Origin of the sequence: Microbacterium sp. (assembly GCF_032084865.1) — a bacterium.
Taxonomy (GTDB): Bacteria; Actinomycetota; Actinomycetes; order Actinomycetales; family Microbacteriaceae; genus Microbacterium.
Genome location: NZ_DAMDLU010000033.1, coordinates 1 through 22,069, shown reverse-complemented (window position 1 = coordinate 22,069; position 22,069 = coordinate 1). Strand labels below are relative to the sequence as shown.

The window sequence follows — 22,069 nt, the reverse complement described above, 5'->3', positions numbered from 1 at the left end:
ACCCGTCGAGCTGCGTGCCACCGAGCCCGATGCGCGCCAGCGTCTGCAGCGGGCCGAGCACCCCGCCGTCGCCGAGCACGATGGCGGTGCGCAGCGCCACTCGGCGCGTGGCGGGCAGGGCATCCGCCATCAGCGCTTGCTCCCACGCCCTCGCGACCTCGACCGAGAATCCGGTGCCGAGCTCGCCGGTCGACTCGGTCATCGCACGATCCTCGGCGTGCCGGTAGATCGTCGCGGTCGACGAGTTCACCCACAGCGCCGGCGGTGCGCTCGCTCTGCTGATCGCCGTGCTCAGCGCTGCCGTGGTCTCGAGCCGCGAGCGGACGATCTCGGCTCGGTTGGCGGGGGTGTACCGGCAGCTCACGCTCTTGCCGGCCAGCCCCACGACCAGCGCGGCACCGTCGACCGCGGCGTCGATGCCCGACTGGTCGCCCCAGCTCAGATCCGCGCCCGAGCGGGAGATCGTGACGACCTCGCGGCCCTCGGCGCGGTACCTGTGCTGCAGGTGCCGCCCGATGAAGCCAGTCGAGCCGCCGATGACGACCCGTGTCATGCCTGCTCCTCTTCGACGCGGAAGGTGAACGTGCCGGCATACTCGTAGAGCCGCCCGATCAGGGGTGCGTCGACGGTGAGCTCGATGCGCTGCACGCCCGCGTGCTTCTCGGCGCTCTCGCGCAGACGCACCACAGGCGCGACGATCCGCGGGATGCGCACCCGGAATCCCGCGAGGCGCACGCCGATCGCCGTGCTGCGCAGCGTGAGGGCGTGCTCGTCGACTCCGACGTCGAAGGCCACGGCGAGGGCCGTCGGCTCGCCGATCTGGTCGACCACGCGGCCTCCCGGGCGCGCGGACACGGCGTCCTTCATGACCCAGTCGCCGTCGGGAAGGTGCAGGGTGCGCACACTGACCGCGCGAGCGGCGATCGTGCGATTGCGGATGGTGAACGGAACGTCTTCGTGCCACCCCGGCAGCACCGCGCCGCTGGCCTGGAACCTCCGCAGAATCGGCCACAGCCAGCGCCGGCGAGTGCCGACGCGCTCGAACACGCCCTCTCCGATGCCGACGCTGCCGCGCGGCACTGCAGAGAAGTACGCCTTCAGCGCCGGGTGGAGTTCCGGCCGCTGCTCGCCCAGAGCCCGGAGATACGGCGACTGGGGGACGTGATCCATGCTTCGAGCGTAGCCGGACGGCGCGGTGGTCAGGATCGCTGCTCGGCGGCGATCCTCGCGTCGACGTTCGCGGCGGAGAGCACGTGCCGCGACACCATGATCGCGGCGCCCAGCACGCCGGAGTGCTCGCCGGCCTGGCTCTGCACGATCGTCAGATGCTGCGTCGCCAGGGGGATCGAACGCTGGTACACGACCTCGCGCACTCCGGCCAGAAGATGCTCTCCAGCGCGGGCGATGATTCCGCCGAGAACGATGACCGACGGGTTCAGCAGGCTCACCACGGTGGCCAGCACCTCTCCCAGATCCCGTCCGGCCTGACGGGTGGCGTCGATGGCAGCCGCGTTGCCGCCCCGCACGAGATCAGCCACGTCTGCGCTTCCCGCCGCGTCGATACCCTGTGCGCGCAGCGCTTCGGCTATGGCGGTGCCGCTGGCGATGGCCTCCAGGTCGCGATCATCGTCGACGGGGCGCCGACTGCCCGCCGGTCGCGGAACGCGCACGTGCCCGAGATCGCCGGCCGAGCCCTGAGCGCCTCGCTGCAGCTGCCCGCCGCTGATGAGTCCCGCGCCGATGCCCGTGGCGACCTTGACGAAGAGCAGATCGTGGGTCTGCGGCCACGAAGTGGCCTGCTCTCCCACGGCGAGGATGTTCACGTCGTTGTCGACCAGCACCGGCACATCGAAGAGCCGTTGCACATACCCGGGCACGTCGAAGCGGTCCCAGCCCGGCATGATCGGCGGGTTCGTGGGGCGCCCGGTGGAATGTTCGACGGGTCCCGGCACGCCGACGCCCACCCCGAGCAGCGGCAGGTCGATGCCTTTCAGGAGTGTCGCGCCGTCGTCGAGCAGGCGCTCCAGCAATGGCTCGGGGCCGTCGCCGATGTCGATCTTGCGGGTGCTGGCGTCGAGAATCCTCCCGCCGAGATCGGCGACGGCGACCGTTGCGTGAGTAGCGCCGAGATCCACGGCGAGGCAGACGCCTGCACGGGGATTGAACGCAACCCGCGCCGGAGGACGCCCGCCGGTGGAGGTCGCCTCGCCAGCCGCCTGGATGAGCCCCGACGCCAGCAGAGCATCGATGCGCGCTGCCACAGTCGAGCGGGAGAGGCCGGTCGATGCGGCGACCTCGGCCTTCGTGCGTGCCTGCCCGTCGAGGAACAGCTGGAAGATCTCGCCAGCGCCAGTCGTGCTCGGCGTCGTCGGGCTCGTCAGATCCACCATTTCGCCAGTAAAGCACACGTCTTGTGAGCATCGCCAAGCGGCTTATGCGTTCCTGTTGTAAAACTTTTGCATGAACGCTGGCAGAAGTGGCAGAACTGTGTCAGACTCACCGGCATGACAACGGATGTCACTCACACCGGCATCGGGACGATCCGATCCGGCATCCTCGGCGGAGGGTTCATGGCCCGTGTGCACGGCGCCGCATCCCGCAACGCCGGCGGCCGCATCGTCGCCGTCGCGACCTCGACTGCGTCGGGCGGGGAGCGCGCGGCCGCCGCACTCACCGCGGAGCGCGCAGAGGCAGACGCGGAGAGCCTGCTGGACTCGAGCGACATCGACCTCGTGCACATCTGCACCCCGAACGCCACCCATGCCGCGCTCGCCATGGCCGCGCTGCGCGCCGGCAAGCATGTCGTGTGCGAGAAGCCGCTCGCGACGAGCGCATCGGATGCCGGTGAACTGGCCGCCGCGGCAGCGGCATCCGATCTCGTCGCGGCCGTGCCGTTCGTCTACCGCTACCACCCGATGGTCCGCGAAGCGCGCGCTCGCGTGCGCCGCGGCGAACTGGGCATGCTGCTGAGCCTGGACTGCTCATATCTGCAGGACTGGATGCTGCTGGCCACCGACGACGACTGGCGGGCGACCTCCGCGGGCGGCCCGTCGCGCGCGTTCGCCGACATCGGATCGCACCTCTGCGACCTGATCGAATTCGTCTGCGATGAGCGCATCCGGCGGCTCAGCGCCCGAACCCGCACCGTGTATGACGAGCGGGCGGAGCACACCGTCGACAACGAGGACATCGCCGCGCTGCTGATCGAAATGGAGTCGGGTGCCCTGGGTACGCTGCTGATCTCGCAGATGGCCGCGGGGCGCAAGAACTCACTCGTCATCGAGCTGCACGGCGCGCAGCGGGCGCTGCGGTTCGACCAGGAGCGACCCGAAGAGCTGTGGCTTGGCGCGCGCGACGCGTCGACGACCGTCACCCGCGATCCGGCGACCGCAGCGCCGGATTCGGCACGACTGCAGCGTGTGCCCGCCGGACACCCGATGGGGTACCAGGACGCATTCAACGGCTTCGTCGCCGACGTGTACTCCGCGATCGCCGGCGCAGAGCCCGAAGGGCTGCCGACCTTCGCCGACGGTCTGCGCGCCGCGCTCATCACCGACGCCGTGCTGCGTTCGGCCGCCGACGGTGGACGCTGGGAAGAGGTGCAGTCATGAGTCAGGCGCTGGATCCCGGTCACGACGTCACGGGCGTCGTCGGCGAGACAGTGCTGGCCGTGCGAGCAGTCGGCAAGTCGTTCTTCGGCGTCGACGTGCTCGGCGGGATCGACTTCGACGTGCGTCGGGGAGAGGTGCACGGCCTCGTCGGCGAGAATGGCGCCGGCAAGTCGACGCTGATGAAGATCATCGCGGGCGTGCAGCCCGCCGACCATGGCGTGATCGAGTATCAGGGTCGCGAGGTGCACTACGCCCATCCTCGCCAGGCGATGGATGCCGGCATCGTGACCGTGTTCCAGGAATTCACACTGCTGCCCGAGCGCACAGTCGCGCAGAACGTCTTCCTCGGCCGTGAACCGCGCCGATTCGGGTTCGTCGACAACCGTGCCATGGCGGCGCGCACCCACGAGCTGCTCGAGGAGCTCGGCGTCGACTTCATCGATCCTCAGGAGCGGGTCCGCTCACTGACAGTCGCCGAACAGCAGATCGTCGAGATCGTCAAGGCGCTCTCGTTCGACGCGCAGGTGATCTCGATGGACGAGCCGACTGCGGCCCTGAGTGACCGCGAGGTCGAACTGCTGTACGCGATCGTGCGTCGGCTGACCTCGCGCGGTGTCGCCGTGATCTACGTGTCGCACCGCCTCAAGGAGATCTTCGATCTCTGCGACCGCATCACCATTCTCAAGGACGGCAGGCACGTGTCGACCGACGACACGGTCGCGCTCACGACAGACGAGCTGGTGCGCCGCATGGTGGGGCGATCCATCCAGTCGTACTTCCCCGACCCGATCGACGGCACGCGCAGGGGCGCGGTGCGGCTCGAGTTGGAGGACAGTGGCAACGCCTTCGTCGACGGCGTCTCATTGGCGCTGCACGCCGGCGAGATCGTCGGCGTCGCGGGACTGCAGGGCTCCGGGCGCACCGAACTGGTCGAGGCCATGTTCGGCGTGCAAGGCTTCACCCGCGGCAGCATGCGAGTCGACGGCGAGCCGGTGCGCTTCCGCAATGCTCGCTCAGCCGTTCGCGCGGGCCTCGCGCTGGTCACCGAGGACCGCAAAGCCCTTGGGCTCGCGCTCGGGCAGTCTGTGCTCGACAACACCCTCCTGGTGATGCGCAGCGTCTTCGCCGGGCGCTCTCGCGCGGCGGCAGCCCGCGCACCCGGCATACTCACCGCACTCGAGATCAGCGCGCGCGGCACGACGCAGGAGGCACGGTTCCTCTCGGGCGGCAACCAGCAGAAGGTCGTGCTGGCCAAGTGGCTGCTCACCGAACCGCAGATCGTGCTCTTCGACGAACCCACCCGCGGCATCGATGTCGGCGCGAAGTATGCCGTCTACACGCTCATGCGCGACTTGGCCGCCGAGGGGAAGGCCGTGCTCATGGTCTCCAGCGAGCTGCCCGAGGTGATCGGCATGAGCGACCGCATCCTCGTCATGCGGGATGGAGAGCTCACTGCGGAGCTGCCGGCCGGATCAGCCGAGCATGAGATCCTCGCCGCCGCGACCGGTGCGCACCGGACCGACCGCACCACCGGAGGCACCCGATGAAGAAGCTCCGCATCGATGCACCCGTCATCGTGCTGGCCATCCTCGTGGTCGTGCTCGTCGTCGGCGCGATCCTCACCGCCAGCGTCGGCCGCAGCTTCGTCAGCGCCGGCAGCATCCGCGACATCCTCACCGGCATGAGCGTGCTCGGCCTGGTGGCGATCGGGCAGACGCTCGTGATCATCGGCGCCTCGCTCGACCTGTCGGTCGTCTACGTCGTGAGCATGGCCAGCCTGATCGCGGCGACGACGATGGACGGCGACCCGGCGAACATCTCCTACGCCATCCTGCTGACGCTGGCGGTGTGCGCGGGGATCGGGCTGGCCAACGGCTTGATCGTGACCGTGCTGAAGGTCAACGGCTTCATCGCCACGCTCGGCGTGGGGCTCATCCTGCAGGGCATCCTCAACACCGGCTTCAAGGGCTCGGCCGGCAAGGTGCCCTGGGAGTTCCAGCTGCTTGGGGCCACGGGCGTCGGCCCGGTGCCGGTGTCGACGATCATCATGATCCTGCTCGCTGTGCTCATCTGGTTCCTGCTCGGTCGCACGCGCACCGGCGCCCACCTCTTCGCCGTCGGCGGCGACCCCGAGATCGCCCGGCTCTCGGGCGTGCGCACCCGCCCGCCGCTGATCGTGGCGCACACCCTGTGCTCGCTGTTCGCCGGCCTCGCCGGCCTGCTGCTGGCCAGCCGGCTCGGGGTGGGATCGCCCACCGTGGGGCAGCAGGGCGGCTACGATCTGCTCTCCATCGCGGCAGTCGTGCTGGGCGGCACGCTGCTGCTGGGAGGCCGTGGTTCGATCTGGGGCAGCATCGGCGGCGTCGCGATCCTTGCGGTCGTCGACAGCGTCATGAGCGTCATGCAGATCAACCCGTTCCTGAAGGACGTCGTCCGCGGTGTGGTGATCATCGCCGCCGTGGCCGTCTACAGCCGCCGCGCCATCATCCGCCGCCGTACACGGTTCGCTCCCGATGGCATACGCAGCGCGTCGGATGCCGGCGCCCGTGCCGCCGAGCCGGCGATGGCCGCTGCCGCAGCGGATCTTGTCACTGAGACCAGGAAGGGAGGTGCGCGATGACCTTCCTGCGCACCCTCGTCAGTCCCCGCGGGGCTGTCTTCCTGCTGCTGGTGCTGCTTCTGGTGGCCGTGATGATCATGAACCCGAACTTCGCCGAGCCGGGACAGCTGATGCGGTTCATCCAGCGAGTCGCGCCGATCGCCATCGTCGCCATCGGTCAGTTCTTCGTGATCGTCGCGGGCGAGTTCGACCTCTCGCAGGGCTCACTCATCACCGCCCAGGTGATCATCGCCGGCAACCTCGTCGGTGACGACGATGCGAAGACCGTTCCCGTGCTGTTGCTCATGCTGGCCTTCGGCGTCGTGGTCGGGCTGCTCAACGGCGCCCTCACCACCATCCTCAAGGTTCCGTCCTTCATCGCCACGCTCGGGATGATGCTGGCGCTGCTCGGCGGCGCGATGTGGTGGACCGGCGGGGCCGCCACCGGCAACCCCGCCGACAGCTTCCGGCAGATCGGCCGAGGCGGCATCCGCGACGTACCGATCCTCGACTTCATCCCGTGGTCATCGCTGATCCTCATCGGCTGGCTGGCGCTGGCCGTCTGGGTGACCAAGCGTCCCCTCGGCAAGCTGCTCATCGCGATCGGAGACAACGCCCGAGCCGTCGACTACGCGGGCGGCCGGCGCGCCTGGGCGACCACGCAGGCGTTCGTCATCTCGTCGGTGTCGGCCACACTCTCGGCCGTGCTGCTGGTCGGCTATGCCGGCGTGCACCCCTCCGTCGGGCGGGGATACGAGTTCATCGCGATCACCGCGGTCGTCCTCGGCGGCGTCGTCCTCGGCGGCGGCCGAGGCTGGGTCGTCGCCGCGGCCGCGGGAGCCTTCGTGCTCGAAGCGCTTTTCATGCTGCTGAACATCCTCGGTGTTCCCTCGACCCTCCGCGACGCCGTGCAGGGCGTCATCATCATCGCCGCCGTCGCCTATTCCGCGGTTGCGTTCCGCGGCCGCCGCCGTAACGGCTCGGCAGCACAGTCTTCTCCCGACTCGGGGAAGGAGCCGGATCCGTCGCCCGACGCATCCGCTCGCCAGTCCACGAAACCTGCCCTCCCCACAGAGGGCGCCACACAGATCAGAGGAGAACAGTAATGCGTCGATCGATGAAGATCGCCACCGCTGGGGTGGCCATCTTCGGTCTCATCGCGTTGGCCGGGTGCACCACCGACCCGTCTGTCGCACCGCCGAAGACCGAGGAATCCGAAGCGCCGCAGTCGACAGACGAGTGGTTCGATCAGGCGCTGTTCGACAAGCAGTCCGCCGAGCGGGACGTCACACCGGAGGGGCCGGCTGACGAGCCGTACCTGCAGCACATCAACGCAGAGATGGTCGACACCTCCGAGTTCGCCGGCGAGGGGCCGAAGAAGGCCTGCTTCGCGAATGCGTCGATCTCGAACCCGTGGCGTCAGACCGGGTGGATCACGATGAACGAGCAGCTGAAGGTGCTGCAGGCGGCCGGCGTCATCAGCGAGATGGAGACCCGCGACGCGCAGGACTCCGATGACACGCAGATCGCCGACATCGACTACTTCATCGCCGAAGGCGGGTGCGACATCTTCCTGATCTCGCCGAACAGCACGGCGGCGATGACGCCCGCTGTCGAGCGCGCCTGCGAGACGGGCAAGCCGGTCGTCGTCTTCGACCGCGGCGTGAACACCGACTGTCAGGTCACCTTCATCCACCCCATCGGCGGCTTCGCCTGGGGCATCGACACCGCGGAGTTCCTGATCGACAACCTAGAGAAGGGCGACAAGGTCGTGGCGCTGCGTATTCTCCCCGGCGTCGACGTACTCGAGCACCGCTGGGCGGGCGCGAAGAAGCTGTTCGAAGAGTCCGGCATCGAGGCGGTCGACTACTTCACGGGCGCCGACCCGGCCGAGATCAAGAACATCATCAGCGACGAGCTCGCCAAGGGCGACGTCGACGGCGTGTGGATGGATGCCGGCGACGGTGCCGTCGCAGCCATCGAGGCGTTCGAGGACGCGGGCGTCGACTATCCGGTGATGACCGGTGAGGACGAGATGAGCTTCCTGCGCAAGTGGAAGGAGACGGGCATGACGGCGCTCGCGCCGGTGTACTCGAACTTCCAGTGGCGCACGCCGCTGCTCGCCGCGCAGAAGATCTTCGCCGGCGAAGAGGTGCCCAAGGAGTGGGTGCTGCCGCAGAAGCCGATCACCGCAGGCGAGCTCGACGACTACCTGACCGCGAATGAAGGCATGCCCGACGGGCACTACGCCAAGTTCGGCGGCGAGAAACTGCCTGGCTACCCGCAGGTCTGGCAGGACCGGGTGATCCCGTGACCCATCGCGCCGACCCGGCAGTCGATGGGGAGGACGACTGCCGGATCGGCGCGAACAGCGGTCAGGTGAGAGAGGGAGTGTGATCGGATGCCGCGTGCATTGGCCGTCAACACCTGGGTGTGGACATCGCCGCTGACCGATGAGTCGCTGGAACCGCTGGCGCGCAGGGCCGCAGGGATGGGCTACGACGCTCTCGAGCTGCCGCTGGAGAGGGTCGGGGATTGGGATCCGGCCCGCACCAGGGCTGTGCTCGACGATCACGGCCTGCGGGCGGTCGTCATCGGGGCTATGGGCCCTGGACGCTCATTGATCGCCCGGGCGGGCGACGTCGCCGCCACGCAGGACTACCTGCGCGAATGTATCGGGGCGGCGGCGACGGTGGGCGCGGAGATCGTCGCCGGCCCGTTCTACGCGCCGACGGGGGTGACCTGGCGGATGGATGCCGCTGAGCGCGCGGCTGTCGTGGGGGAGCTGCGTGAGAATCTGGCGCCGGTGGCGGACGCGGCCGCAGAACGTGGTGTCACCCTCGCTGTCGAGCCGCTGAACCGCTACGAGACCAGCGTGATCAACACCGTCGCGCAGGGGCTCGAGTCGCTGGCACCCCTGCTCGGCGCCGGTGTCGGCCTCGCGCTGGACACGTACCACCTGAACATAGAGGAGAAGCGGCCCGCCGATTCCGTGCGCTCCGCCGGTGCAGCCATCGCGCACGTGCAGGTCTGCGGCAGCGATCGCGGCGCCGTCGGCGACGACCATACCGATTGGCCTGCCATGCTGCAGGCCTTGGACGACGCCGGCTACACCGGCATACTCGGCCTCGAGAGCTTCACTGGCGAGAACGCGACGATCGCCGTCGCCGCCTCGGTGTGGCGGCCGCTCGCCGCCTCGCAGGACGAGCTGGCCGAGCGCAGCCTCCGAGCGCTGCGCGCCCTCGGCGCCTGAACCATCCGTCACGAAGGAGCGACATGGCACAGCATCCCGTCACCCTGTTCACCGGCCAATGGGCCGACCTTCCCTTCGAGGAGGTCGCACGGCTGGCAGCGTCCTGGGGCTACGACGGTCTCGAGATCGCCGCGTCCGGTGACCATCTCGACCTCAGTCGCGCCGATGAGGACGACGCGTATCTGGCGTCCCGCCGGGACATCCTCGACCGGCACGGATTGCAGGTGTTCGCGATCTCGAACCACCTTGCGGGCCAGGCCGTGTGCGACTCGCCGATCGACTTCCGCCACCAGGCCATCCTGCGGGACTACGTCTGGGCTGACGGTGATGCCGAGGGTGTGCGACAGCGCGCCGCCGACGACATGAGACGCGCGGCTCGCGTGGCGCGCAAACTGGACGTCGACACCGTCGTCGGCTTCACCGGATCCTCGATCTGGCAGTACGTCGCCATGTTCCCACCCGTGTCCGCCGAGGTGATCGAGAGCGGATTCGAAGACTTCGCAGAACGCTGGAATCCGATTCTGGACGTGTTCGACGGGGAGGGCGTGCGCTTCGCGCATGAGGTGCACCCGGGTGAGATCGCTTACGACTACTGGAGCTCGGTGCGCGCTCTCGAGGCGATCGATCATCGTGAGGCGTTCGGCTTCAACTGGGACCCGTCGCACATGATGTGGCAGAACATCGACCCCGTGGGCTTCATCTGGGACTTCCAGGATCGCATCTACCACGTGGACTGCAAGGACACTCGGATGCGCCCACCGAACGGCCGGGCCGGCGTGCTGGGATCGCACCTGCCGTGGGGTGACCCGCGCCGCGGCTGGGACTTCGTCTCGACGGGGCACGGCGACGTGCCCTGGGAGGATGCGTTCCGCGCGCTCGATGCCGTCGGCTACGCCGGCCCCATCTCGATCGAGTGGGAGGATGCCGGGATGGACCGCATGCACGGGGCCGCCCAGGCGGTCGAATTCGTGCGGTCCCTGCTGTGGCCGACGCCGACGGCAGCGTTCGATTCGGCCTTCAGCAACCAGTAGACCCCGCGCCGCCCCCGCGCCGGTCAGGCCTCCTGCAGGCGCACCAGACGCTCGTGGCCGGACTCCTCGAGCGCGGCGACATCGTCTCGCGAGCGCAGGAAGTCGTTGAACGACCGGTATCCGAGCGCCTTCTCGCTGAACGAGGGATCCATTCTGCGCATCTGCGTCTTCACCGCCGAGGCGTGCAGCCACTCGTCGGCGTCGGCCTTGTCGTGCCCGAGCCGCAGGGCCCGGACGAGCAGGGCGGTCGCCTCGGACTGGTCGTCCTGCTTGGGGGCGGAGGTGCGCGTGCGGCGGCTTCTCGTGGTGCTCTTCGGCTCGGGCTTGTCCTTTGCGGACGCGGCGGCAGGCGCATCCACTGTGGGTCGGACCACACCGGGAAGCGAATCGTACGACTCGAACTCGTCGCAGGCCGCGGCGAGCGACTTCGCCGTGGACCCGGCCACTCCCACCCCGATCACGTACCGGCCCAGCCGCTTGCAGCGCTGTGCGAGGGGCACATAGTCGCTGTCGCCGGCGACGATGACGACGTGAGTGAGGTCGGGCAGCCGGAACATGTCTTCGACGGCATCGACGGCGAGACGGATGTCGGCCCCGTTCTTCGCGTACGCCGCCGCGGGGAACAGCTGCACGAGGTCGACCGCCCTGGCGACGAGCTGCGAGCGGTACTCGGCGTTCACCGGAGACGACCAGTCGGCGTACGCGCGGGTGAGCACGAGCGTGCCGAACGACGAGGCGTAGTCGATGATCGCCCCTACTTCGATCGTCGCCTGCTTGAGTCGCTCGGCGACCTCGGCGTCGTTCGGGTCGTCGGTGATCCGCTGGCGATCCTTGCCGTACGCGTTGCGGCCATGCACCCGGTCGTACCAGGAGATGACGATGTTGTCGAAGTCGAGGTAGACGGCCACGCGGCCCGTTGTCTCTGCCATGTCAGCTCTCGCTCGGGTAGACGACGCCGATCTGGCGCCGGATCTCATCCAGGGTGCCCATGATCTCGACCGACTGGGCGATCGGAAGGGGAAGCAGCGCGCCGGAGACGTCACCTGCGGCGACAGCTCCTTCCGCGGCGAACGCCTGGTACTGCATGCCACGGCCCTCGACCTGCGAATCGTACTCCTCGAGCAGGGTTCCGTCGGCGGCGATCACGCGGAAGGACGTCGGGGTGTACCAGATGCGGTCGATCTCGATCCGCGCGTCGGTGCCGAGCACGACGGCCCTGTTCGGCCCCACTGTGCGCGAGGAGGAGAACGACGTCGAGATCGCACCGCCCGCGTGGATCATCGTGGTGGCGACCTCGGCATCCGCGCCCGTCTCGATCAGACGCGCGGTCGCCGAGATCCTGTCGGGAGCGCCCAGCACGTCCCAGATGAACGAGATCGGGTAGATCCCGAGGTCGAGCAGCGCTCCGCCGCCGAGCGAGAGGGCGTTGATGCGGTGCTCGGGGTCGGTCGACAGACTCTGGGTGTGATCGGCCGACACCGAGCGGATCTCGCCGAGGGTGCCCTCGGCGATGATCTCGCGCAGCCGCACCATGTGCGGCAGGTACCTGGTCCACATCGCCTCCATGGCGAGCAGGCCCTTCTCGGCGGCGAGCGATCGCAGGTCGTCCGCCTCGGCGCGGTTGAGAGTGAACGCCTTCTCGACGAGCACGTGCTTGCCGTTCTGCAGCGCGAGCCGGGCGTCTTCATGGTGCATGGGGTGCGGGGTGGCGACGTAGATGATGTCGACCTCGGGGTCTTCGGCGAGGTCGATGTACGACCCGTGCGCGCGCGGGATGTCGAAGCGCGCAGCGAACTCGTCGGCGGACTCCTGCGAGCGCGAACCCACCGCGGCGAGGTCGAGGCCCGCGGTGCGCAGGTCGGATGCGAAGGCGGTCGCGATGCCGCCGGTGGCGAGGATGCCCCATCGAAGTCCGGTCATGGCATCAGCGTATCGGGGCGAGCGACATCGACCACCAGGGGACGCTCAGCTCAGCGAGCGCCGACCAGGGCATCCTCGAGCAGCGGCGCGAGCGCTCGGTCGAGGTCGGCGATGAGATCGGCCGGGTCTTCGAGCCCCGCGGAGACCCGGACGGTGTTCAGCGAGATCCCGGCCGCGGCGCGCTGCTCGGCGGTCAGGTGCGAGTGCGTCATCGACGCCGGATGCGCGACCATGCTGCGGGCGTCGCCGATGTTGGCGACGAGGCGGAGCACCCGCAGCTCGTCGACGACCGAGGCGACCCGGTCGAACGCCCCGTCGTCCTCTGCTCCGACGATGTCGAACGAGAACACCGAGGGGGCGCCGTTCGGCAGGTAGCGTGCTGCGGCGTCGCGCCACGGGTTGTCGTCGAGTGACGGGTGGTGAACGCGGGCGACGGCCGGATGCCCGCCGAGATGCTCGGCGATCAGACGTGCCGTCGCCGACTGCCGCGAGACCCGCAGGTCGAGCGTCTCGATGCCCTGCAGGATCTGCCACGCGTTGAACGGAGACAGGGACGGGCCGAGGTCGTGCACGTACTTGGACTTCACGAGCGCGGCGAAGGCATGACCCGCGCCGAACCGCTCCCACAGCACGAGATCGCCGAAGCGCGTGTACGGCGCGGTGAACTGCGGCCACCGTGCGGGCTCGGCACCGAAGTCGAAGCTGCCCTGATCGACGACCACACCGCCCAGCGAGCTGCCGTGACCGGAGAGGAACTTCGTGGCCGAGTGCACGACGAAATCCGCACCGTGCTCGCCCGGGCGCACGAGGTGCGGGGTGCCGACGGTGTTGTCGATGACGAGCGGCACGCCTGCGGCGCGGGCGACGTCGGCGACCGCGCGGATGTCGAGCACCTGCGCTATCGGGTTCGCCACCGACTCGGCGAACAGCAGCCGCGTGCGCGGGGTGACGGCATCCCGCCAGGCATCGTGGTCGTCCTGATCGACGAAGGTGACCGAGATGCCGAAGTCGTCGAGCGTCTCCTGCAGCAGATCGATGGTGCCGCCGTAGAGCTGGTCGGCGGCGACGACGTGACCGCCGCGATGCACGAGCGCGAGGATCGTGACAGCCACGGCGGCCTGCCCGGAGGCGACGGCCACCGCGCTCACCCCGCCCTCGAGCAGCGCGACGCGCTCTTCGAGAATCTGCTGGGTGGGGTTGGCGTTGCGCCCGTAGATGATGCCGGGGCGCCGCAGCGCGAACAGGTCGGCGGCCTCGGCGAGCGACGCGAACTCGTACGCCGCGGTCTGGTGGATCGGCGGCACGGCGCTGATCACGCCGGTGGGCCGGTAGCCGGCCTGCACCTGGGCGGTCGCGAAACCCTGGGGCGTCGCGCTACACGGGGAAGTCATGTGCTCATGATGCTCTGATGCACCGCGCCGACGCCCCTCGTGTGTCGAACTGTTGCGGCGCGCGTCTCGCGGCGGCGGATCCGGTCAGGGAACGAGGATGATCTTGCCGTTCGCGGCGTGCTGCTCGATCAGCTCGTGCGCGCTCGCCGCGTCGGCGAGGGGAAGCTCGGGGCCCAGCTCGATCTGGAAATCGCCCGCCTCGATGAGGTTGATGGTCAGCGGGATGGCGTCCTGCCGCCACGCCTGCTCCTCGTCGGTGAGCGGGATGGGACTGCCGCCGGAGAACGCGCGGATGCCGAAATCGGCGGCGTCGGGGCCCCGCACGATCGTCGCGATGCGCTCGCGGTCATCGACCAGTGCGAGCGAGGTGCGGATCGCCTCGTCGGTGCCCGCGCAGTCGAGCGCGACCGTCACCCCTTCCGGGGCGAGTGCGCGCACGCGCTCGGTCAGGCCGTCGCCGTACGCGACCGGCTCGGCGCCGAGCGAGCGCAGCTGCTCGAAGCGCTCGGGACTGCCCGTCGCGATGACCCGCGCACCCCAGAGCACGCCGAACTGCACGGCGGCTTGGCCGACCGCGCCCGATCCCGCGTGCACGAGCAGCGTGTCGCCCTTCTCGACCCCGAGCGAGCGCAGGCACTGGTACGCAGTGCCGACCGGGATCCCGAGGCTCGCGCCCTCGGTCATCGTCACGCCGTCGGAGAGGCGGAACAGCTTCGACACGGGCACGGCGAGGGCGCTCGCATAGGTGCCGAGCACGTTGACGATGACGACGCGGTCGCCGATCTCGAATCCGGTGACGCCCTCACCGAGGCTCGCCACGACGCCCGCGCCGTCGAAGCCCACGCGGCGCGGCTCGGTGATGGGCGCAGAGGGTCGCGCGCCGCGGCGCAGCTTGGCATCCAGCGGGTTCACCCCGGCCGCCTCGATGCGCACCACGACCTCGCCGGACCCGGCGACCGGATCCGGGATCTCGGTCAGCCGCAGGACGTCAGGGGTGCCGATCTCGGTGTACACGATTGCGTGAGCCATGCGCCCCACCGTACCCGGACTGGTCCGGAGGACGCACGAGCCGCTCGGCGCCTTCCGATGCCCTGCTCAGCGCTCTCCGGATGCCCTGCTCAGCGCTTTCATGATGCGCTGCGGGGAGACCGGCTGCGCGGTGCCGAGGCGCTGCGCGAAGACGCTGATCCGGTACTCCTCGAGCAGCCAGCGCACCTCGACGAGGTGTGCCGGCGCATCCGGAGGGAGGGGGATGCCGCCGCCGGCGTCCTCGAACGCCTGCGCGACCCGCTCGTACTCGGTCATCCGCGCGCGGTCTCTGCCGGGCTCGTTCGCGAGGGTCTTCAGTCGTTCGAGCATCCCGTCGAGGTACCGCGGCAGATGCGCGAGCCGCTCGGTGCCCGTCGCCGAGATGAACCCGGGGCGGATCAGACCGCTCAGCTGCGAGCGGATGTCGTTCAGCGGACCGAGCAGGGCGAGCGAGTTCTGCGACTTGATGCCGCGCTCGACATCGCGGCTCCTGGTGAGGATCTTCGCGACGAGCGATACGCACGCGAAGAGGCGGTCGACCAGTTCTGCGTTGACCTCGTCGCGCACGCGCCGGAAGTCCGCCTCGCTGCGGATCACCCCGCCCGGGATGCGCTCGTCGATGAGGGCGCGCACGACCGTCGTGCGGGCGTCTTCGATGAGTTTCGCGACGTTCGGGTACGGCGACGCCGCGAGCGCGAGCTTCTCGGGCGCGGTCAGATGGTTCTGGACGTACGACGCGGGCGAGGGGACGTTCAGCAGCACGAGACGCAGCACGCCGTCGCGGGTGGCCGCAGCCGCGGCATCCGCCGTCGCCTCGACCCGCACCGAGACCGACTTGCCGCGGTCGACGATGGCCGGGTAGCCGCGCACCGTGCCGCCCGCGACCTTCGTGTCGAGCAGGTCGGGCAGGTCGCCGAAGGTCCAGTCGGTGAGGTCGTCGCGTTCGATCGGGCCCTTCGGCAGGCCCTTCGACGGGCTCAGGACAGGCCGCAGGGACCCGGTTGATGGGCCCTTCGACAGGCTCAGGGACCCGTTCGCCTCGTGCCGGGCGAGCGAGCGGGTCACGCTCTGCCGCGACCGGTCGGACAGCCGCTGCTGCAGCACGGTGAGGTCGCGGTCGGATCCGACGACGCGCCCTCTCTCATCCACCGCGCGGAAGTTCACCAGCAGGTGCCCCGGCACGCGCGCGTCGTCGAAGTCGGAGGCGGAGACCGGCTGATTGGCGAGCGGCTGGATGAGCGTCGCCAGTGCCACCTTGAGTGAGCGGGCCGGCACGCCCGCGTGGTGCTCGGGGCCGTCCGCGCTCAGCTGCTCTCCGAACTTCTCGGCCCAGTCGGCTGCGGGCACGACGTGCCGACGGATCGCCTTCGGCAGGGCGCGCAGCAGTGCGGTGATCAGCTCTGCCCGCAGGCCCGGCACTTGCCAGTCGAAGCCCGTGTCGCGGATCTGCTGCAGCAGCGCGAGAGGCACCACGACGCTCACGCCGTCGTCGTCGGCGCCGGGCTCGAACCGGTACGCGAGACCGAGCACCTGATCGTCCTGCTGCCAGCGGGTCGGGAACTCGCTCTGCCCGCCATTCGACAGGCTCAGGGACCCATCGTCGTCGTCGATCAGGTCGCTCTCGCGCATCACGAGCAGCTTGGGCGTGGTCTGCAGCGCGTCGCGCCACCACTTCTCGAACGAGCGCACGTCGAACACCTCGCGCGGAACGCGCTCGTCGTAGAACGCGAACACGGACTCGTCGCCGGCGAGGATGTCGCGGCGGCGTTCGCGCTCCTCGAGCTTCTCGATCCGGCGGCGCAACTCGGCGTTGGCGCGCCAGAACGCGCTGACCCGCTTGTCTGAGCGCTGCGGGTCCCACTCGCCCTCGACCAGCGCGTGCCGCAGGAAGAGCTCGCGTGCGCCGGCGCGGTCGATGCGCGCGAACTGCACGCGTCGTTTCGGGATGATCTCGACGCCGAACAGGGTCACCTTCTCGTAGGCGACGGCCGCGCCGGCATCCTTCGACCAGTGCGGCTCGGTGACCTGTCGCTTGGCGAGGTCGCCGGCGAGCGCCTCGGCCCACGCCGGGTCGATCGCGGCGACCGTGCGGGCGAAGGTGCGCGACGTCTCGACGACCTCGGCGGCCATCACCGCCTGCGGTGACTTCTTGCGCAGACCCGATCCCGGGAAGATCGAGAACCGGATGCCGCGGGCGCCGCGATACTCCGCGATGCGGCGGCCCTTCTCTCCCTTGGCCTTGTTCGCGCTGCCGGCGACGGTGCGCTCGTCGAGGATGCCGATCTGCGAGAGCAGGCCGGACAGGATCGCCCGGTGCACGGCATCCGGGTCCGAGGCGCCACCGCCCTGCGTTCCTGCGGCCTGTCCTGAGCCTGTCGAAGGGCTTGTCGAAGGGCGCTTCGCCGTCTTCACGAGGGTGCGCAGCTGCCGGTGCACGTCGAACCACTCCCGCACGCGCACATAGTTGAGGTGCTCGCTGCGGCACATCCGCCGGAAGGCGCTGGAGCCGAGCTCCTTCTGCTGCTCGCGCACGTGGTTCCACAGGTTCAGCAGGGTGAGGAAGTCGCTGGTCGGGTCGACGAAGCGCGCATGCATCCGGTCGGCCTCGTCGCGCACCGACTGCGGCGCGTCGGCGCTGGGGCGCTCGCGCACATCCTGGATCGACAGGCCGGCGACGATCGCCATGACATCAGCCAGCACGCCCGCTGTGCCGGACGCCGCCGCGACCAGCATCCGCGCGAACCGCGGATCCATCGGCATCCGCGAGATCTCCCGTCCGATCCTCGTCAGACGCGGCTGCTCGCCCCGGACGACGTCCACGGCACCGATCTCGGCGAGCAGGTCGAGGGCGGCCTTCACCCCACGCGAATCCGGCGGAGTCAGGAACGGGAACTCGGTGATGTCGCCGAAGCCCAACGACAGCATCTGCAGCACCACCGACGCGAGCGAAGTGCGCAGGATCTCGGGTTCGGTGAACTCGGGGCGCCGGTCGAAGTCTTCTTCGCTGTAGAGGCGGATCGCGATGCCGTCGCTGGTGCGGCCGGCGCGTCCGGAGCGCTGGTTGGCGGATGCCTGCGACACGGCCTCGATGGGCAGGCGCTGCACCTTCGAGCGGGCGCTGTATCGCGAGATGCGCGCGGTGCCGGTGTCGATGACGTACTTGATGCCGGGGACGGTGAGGCTCGTCTCGGCGACATTCGTGGCGAGCACCACCCGTCGGGCCACGCCGGCGACCTTCGACGGTTCGAAGACACGGTGCTGCTCGGCGGCCGACAGCCGGCCGTACAGCGGCAGCACCTCGACGGGAGCGGTCGTCGAGCGGTACGCGCCCCGCACGGCATCCGCCGCGTCGCGGATCTCGGCCTCGCCGGGAAGGAACACGAGCACGTCTCCCGGCGCCTCGCGTCCGAGCTCGCGCAGGGCCGCGACGATCGCGGTCACCTCGTCGTCGGGCTCCGTGCCGGCGCGGTCGGATCCGCGGGCGTTCTTCGGCGAACCGCCCCGCTCGGGCCGTTCGGCGCTCGATCCCTCCCGAGTCGTGCTCTCGTCGACGAGCGGCCGGTAGCGGATCTCGACGGGATAGGTGCGTCCCGAGACCTCGACGATGGGTGCCGGGTCGCCCTCGGCATCCGGATTCTCCGCGGGAGACGCGAAGTGCGCGGCGAAGCTCTCGGGGTCGATGGTCGCCGACGTGATGATGACCTTCAGGTCGGGGCGCTCGGGAAGGATCCGCCGCAGGTAGCCGAGCAGGAAGTCGACGTTGAGCGAACGCTCGTGCGCCTCGTCGATGATGATCGTGTCGAAGCGGCGCAGCAGTCGATCCCGGTGGATCTCGTTCAGCAGGATGCCGTCGGTCATCAGCGCGATGCGCGTGGCGTCAGACACCTGATCGGTGAAGCGCACCTTGTAGCCCACCAGGCCGCCGAGCTCGACGTGCAGCTCTTCGGCGACGCGCTCGGCGATGGTGCGTGCCGCGAGCCGGCGCGGCTGCGTGTGCGCGATGCGCTCGCGTCCGAGCTCGAGGCAGATCTTGGGCAGCTGCGTGGTCTTGCCCGACCCGGTGGCGCCGGCGACGATGACGACCTGGTTGTCGCGGATCGCCGCGGCGATCTCGTCGCGCGCGGCGCTGACCGGCAGCTCCGGCGGGTAGGTGATGACGGGCGAAGACATAGCCCTTCATCGTATTGCGCCTGCACACGCTCGTCGCGCGTGCGTGCATAGACTCAGCGGGTGACGACGATCGAGGGCGACATCGCCCCGCCGCGACCGGTCTCGACGCTGCGCGCCTGGTTCACCGGCTTCGGGCGGCCGCCGCGTCTGATGGGGCTCGACGTCGCCCGTGCGCTCGCCGTGCTGGGCATGATGGCGGCTCATCTGCTCACCACCCCCGAGCTGTCGCTGCTGGACCCGTCGACGTGGGGCGCCCTCGTGCACGGACGGCCGGCGATCCTCTTCGCCGTGCTGGCGGGCATCTCAGTGGCGCTGATGACCGGGCGCACCCGCCTGCCCGACGTCTCCGAGCTGCCCGCGATCCGGCTCGGCCTCGTCGTCCGCGGCGCGGTCATCTTCGTCATCGGGCTCGTGCTCGAGCTGCTGGGCACGCCGATCGCCGTCATCCTCACGTTCTACGGGGCGCTCTACGTCATCGCGGCGGCGTTCGTGCGGTGGCGCGTATCGCACCTGCTCGCCGTGGCGGCGGTGCTTTCGGTCGCAGGTCCCCCGCTTCTCGCCCTGCTGAAGGCCCTGACCTTCCACTCCCACGGGCCCGGCGCGGCGCTCGTGCTGTTCGGAACCTACCCGCTGACGGTGTGGCTCGCTCTGCTGCTCGGCGGGATGGCGATCGGCCGGATGCGACTCGACCGCACCCGTGATCGCGTGCGGCTGCTGGTGATCGGGGTGGTGCTCGCGGCTGTGGGCTACGGCATCGGTGCACTGGGTGCTGCGGCCGGCACGCTCGGCGGATCGGCGTACCCCGACTCGGCGTCGTCGCTGAGCGACGGATCGCTGTCGCTCAGCGCGAGCGGGGGCGACACCGGCCCCGGCTCCGCCTCCGGCTGGGAGTCGTACTTCACCCAGCTCGGGGGTCAGGATCCGCTGGGCAGCGCGCTGTTCGCGCTGATCGCCGTCGAACCGCATTCCGGCGGCACCGCCGAGATCGTCGGGTCCGGAGGGTTCGCCGTCGCGGTGATCGCGCTGTGCCTGCTGGCGAGCGCGCCGCTGCGCTGGATGCTGCTGCCGGTCGCCGCACTCGGGTCGATGCCGCTCTCGGCGTACAGCGCGCACGTGCTCTCGTACGCGCTGATCGCCGGACCGGGCGTCTTCCTCGACTCGTTCGACATGTGGCTGTGGTCGGCGGTGGTGCTGCTCGTCGCGTCGACCCTGTGGTCGATCCTGCTCGGGCGCGGACCCCTGGAGACGCTGCTGTCGCGGCTCTCGGCGGCCGTCTCGGGCACGCCGGTCCCGCGCTCGTCGCGCTGAGCGCGCCTACGCTGGAAGGATGACGATCCCCACTCTCGAACTGAACGACGGAAACACGATTCCCCAGCTCGGCTACGGCGTCTTCCTCGTGCCCGCCGACGACGCGGAGCGTGCGGTCACCGAGGCGCTCGAGGCCGGGTACCGGCACATCGACACGGCGGCGATCTACCGCAACGAGGAGGGCGTCGGCGCGGCCCTCGCCAAGAGCGGCATTCCGCGCGACGAGCTCTTCATCACGACGAAGCTCTGGAACGACCGCCACGACGGCGACGAGCCGGATCGCGCGATCGAGGAGAGCCTCGAGAAGCTCGGCCTCGACGCCGTCGATCTGTACCTCGTGCACTGGCCCACGCCCGCGAACGACAACTACGTGCACGCGTGGGAGAAGATGATCGGCATCCGCGAGCGCGGCCTCGCCCGCTCGATCGGCGTCTCGAACCACCTCGTTCCGCACCTCGAGCGCATCGTCGCCGAGACGGGCGTGACACCCGCGGTCAACCAGATCGAGCTGCACCCGGCCTACCAGCAGCGCGAGATCACCGACTGGGCCGCCGCGCACGGCGTGCGCATCGAGTCGTGGGGACCGCTGGGCCAGGGCAAGTACGACCTGTTCGGCACACCCGCCATCACCGACGCCGCGTCGGCGACCGGCCGCACCCCTGCTCAGGTCGTGCTGCGCTGGCACCTGCAGAAGGGGTTCATCGTGTTCCCGAAGTCGGTGCGTCCCGAGCGCATGCGCGAGAACCTCGATGTGTTCGGCTTCGAGCTCGACGACGCGCAGATGGCTGCGATCGACGGGCTCGACCCGCTCGACGGCTCGGGCCGCGTGGGCACGCACCCGAACGACCTCAACTGACGCACCGCCGAGACCCTCTGCCGCCCGCGCACCGGCCCGCGGCAGGGGGTCTCGGCGTACCGTGGGGGCATGACCAACCGGCTCGCCGACACACTCAGCCCCTACCTGCGAGCCCACGCCGACAACCCCGTCGACTGGCACCCGTGGGGCGAGGAGGCATTCGCCGAGGCGCAGCGCCGCGACGTGCCGCTGCTGATCTCGATCGGCTACTCGACCTGCCACTGGTGCCACGTCATGGCGCGGGAGTCGTTCGCCGACGAGGCGACCGCGGCGCAGATCAACGCGCACTTCGTGCCGGTGAAGATCGACCGCGAAGAGCATCCCGAGGTCGATGCCGCCTTCATGGCCGCAGCCTCGGCGTTCACCCGCAGCCTGGGGTGGCCGCTGACCGTGTTCGCCACGCCCACGGGGCGCACCTTCTACGCGGGCACGTACTTCCCGCCCGAGGCGCGCGGGGGCATGCCGTCGTTCCGCGACGTGCTCACGGCGGTGCGCGAGGCGTGGACCGACCGGAGAACCGAGGTGATCCAGTCGGCGGACGCCGTCGCCGACGCGTTGCGTGAGGCGGCGACGGGGGGAGCCGGCGGGATGCCCGATGCCGACGCGCTCGCCGCGGCGTCGGCCGTGATCCTGCAGCGCGAGGATCACCGGCACGGCGGCTTCGGCGGAGCGCCGAAGTTCCCGATGGCGACGACGCTGCGGTTCCTGCAGCATCCGCTCTCAGGCGGGGCGGATGCCGCACGTCGGGCACTCGACGCGATGGCGGCGTCGGAGCTGCGCGACCGCGTCGACGGCGGCTTCTTCCGCTATGCGACCCAGGGCGACTGGACGGTGCCGCACTACGAGCGGATGCTGATCGACAACGCGCAGCTGATGGATGTCGCGCTCGCCGCAGGGTGGC

Annotated in this window: 18 protein-coding genes; 10 read left to right on the top strand and 8 right to left on the bottom strand. The window is 69.8% G+C overall.

Translation table 11 applies throughout. The annotated features are described in order from the left end of the window. The 3 genes from RT309_RS05490 to RT309_RS05480 all read right to left on the bottom strand — a co-directional run. Positions 1–553: NAD-dependent epimerase/dehydratase family protein (locus RT309_RS05490; protein ID WP_313355875.1), on the bottom strand; the 553-nt coding region annotated here is incomplete at its 3' end. Beyond that, positions 550–1,170 carry a DUF4166 domain-containing protein gene (locus tag RT309_RS05485; RefSeq protein ID WP_313355874.1) on the bottom strand — a complete coding sequence of 207 codons (621 nt, stop codon included), beginning with the start codon at positions 1,168–1,170 and terminating at the stop codon, positions 550–552. The genes RT309_RS05490 and RT309_RS05485, both read right to left, overlap by 4 nt. Positions 1,171–1,199: 29 nt before the next feature. After that, complete coding sequence (locus tag RT309_RS05480) at positions 1,200–2,390, bottom strand: ROK family transcriptional regulator (protein WP_313355873.1); 1,191 nt, start codon at positions 2,388–2,390, stop codon at positions 1,200–1,202. A gap of 114 nt (positions 2,391–2,504) precedes the next feature. Here RT309_RS05480 and RT309_RS05475 point away from each other — a divergent pair, with 114 nt between their 5' ends. The 7 genes from RT309_RS05475 to RT309_RS05445 all read left to right on the top strand — a co-directional run bounded on the left by RT309_RS05475 (position 2,505) and on the right by RT309_RS05445 (position 10,494). Beyond that, complete coding sequence (locus RT309_RS05475; protein ID WP_313355872.1) at positions 2,505–3,611, top strand: Gfo/Idh/MocA family oxidoreductase; 1,107 nt, start codon at positions 2,505–2,507, stop codon at positions 3,609–3,611. Continuing rightward, a complete protein-coding gene (locus RT309_RS05470) occupies positions 3,608–5,158 on the top strand; it encodes a sugar ABC transporter ATP-binding protein (RefSeq protein ID WP_313355871.1) in 1,551 nt (516 codons plus the stop codon). Before RT309_RS05475 ends, RT309_RS05470 begins: the two co-directional genes overlap by 4 nt. Beyond that, complete coding sequence (locus tag RT309_RS05465; protein WP_313355870.1) at positions 5,155–6,231, top strand: ABC transporter permease; 1,077 nt, start codon at positions 5,155–5,157, stop codon at positions 6,229–6,231. Before RT309_RS05470 ends, RT309_RS05465 begins: the two co-directional genes overlap by 4 nt. Next, positions 6,228–7,316 (top strand): ABC transporter permease, encoded by a 1,089-nt coding sequence (locus RT309_RS05460; protein ID WP_313355869.1) that lies wholly within the window; start codon positions 6,228–6,230, stop codon positions 7,314–7,316. Before RT309_RS05465 ends, RT309_RS05460 begins: the two co-directional genes overlap by 4 nt. A gap of 11 nt (positions 7,317–7,327) precedes the next feature. Next, entirely contained in the window at positions 7,328–8,524 is a 1,197-nt protein-coding gene (locus RT309_RS05455) for a substrate-binding domain-containing protein (protein WP_396654417.1), read from the top strand. Between the two features lie 87 nt (positions 8,525–8,611). Further along, entirely contained in the window at positions 8,612–9,463 is an 852-nt protein-coding gene (locus RT309_RS05450) for a sugar phosphate isomerase/epimerase family protein (RefSeq protein ID WP_313355867.1), read from the top strand. 23 nt (positions 9,464–9,486) lie between these two features. After that, positions 9,487–10,494: a sugar phosphate isomerase/epimerase family protein gene (locus RT309_RS05445; RefSeq protein WP_313355866.1), complete on the top strand. Its 1,008-nt coding sequence runs from the start codon at positions 9,487–9,489 to the stop codon at positions 10,492–10,494. Between the two features lie 23 nt (positions 10,495–10,517). Here the strand turns inward: RT309_RS05445 and RT309_RS05440 are convergent, their stop codons facing one another. The 5 genes from RT309_RS05440 to hrpA all read right to left on the bottom strand — a co-directional run bounded on the left by RT309_RS05440 (position 10,518) and on the right by hrpA (position 19,004). Then, positions 10,518–11,423 (bottom strand): NYN domain-containing protein, encoded by a 906-nt coding sequence (locus RT309_RS05440; protein ID WP_313355865.1) that lies wholly within the window; start codon positions 11,421–11,423, stop codon positions 10,518–10,520. Between the two features lies 1 nt (position 11,424). Then, positions 11,425–12,414, bottom strand: coding sequence for a Gfo/Idh/MocA family oxidoreductase (locus tag RT309_RS05435; protein WP_313355864.1), 990 nt, complete (start codon positions 12,412–12,414; stop codon positions 11,425–11,427). 50 nt (positions 12,415–12,464) lie between these two features. After that, positions 12,465–13,805, bottom strand: coding sequence for a PLP-dependent transferase (locus RT309_RS05430; protein WP_313355863.1), 1,341 nt, complete (start codon positions 13,803–13,805; stop codon positions 12,465–12,467). A gap of 84 nt (positions 13,806–13,889) precedes the next feature. After that, positions 13,890–14,834, bottom strand: a complete 945-nt coding sequence (locus RT309_RS05425; protein WP_313355862.1) for an NADP-dependent oxidoreductase — start codon at positions 14,832–14,834, stop codon at positions 13,890–13,892. A gap of 66 nt (positions 14,835–14,900) precedes the next feature. Beyond that, a complete protein-coding gene (gene hrpA / locus RT309_RS05420) occupies positions 14,901–19,004 on the bottom strand; it encodes an ATP-dependent RNA helicase HrpA (protein WP_313355861.1) in 4,104 nt (1,367 codons plus the stop codon). A gap of 60 nt (positions 19,005–19,064) precedes the next feature. On the opposite strand from hrpA, the gene RT309_RS05415 reads away from it, so the two are divergent. From RT309_RS05415 to RT309_RS05405, 3 genes are all read left to right on the top strand, one after another. Next, positions 19,065–20,312, top strand: a complete 1,248-nt coding sequence (locus RT309_RS05415) for a heparan-alpha-glucosaminide N-acetyltransferase domain-containing protein (protein WP_313355860.1) — start codon at positions 19,065–19,067, stop codon at positions 20,310–20,312. Positions 20,313–20,331: 19 nt separating this feature from the next. Beyond that, on the top strand, positions 20,332–21,168 hold the full coding sequence (locus tag RT309_RS05410) for an aldo/keto reductase (protein WP_313355859.1): 837 nt from the start codon (positions 20,332–20,334) through the stop codon (positions 21,166–21,168). A gap of 69 nt (positions 21,169–21,237) precedes the next feature. Continuing rightward, positions 21,238–22,069 (top strand): DUF255 domain-containing protein (locus tag RT309_RS05405; RefSeq protein ID WP_313355858.1); only part of this gene is annotated, 832 nt, incomplete at its 3' end.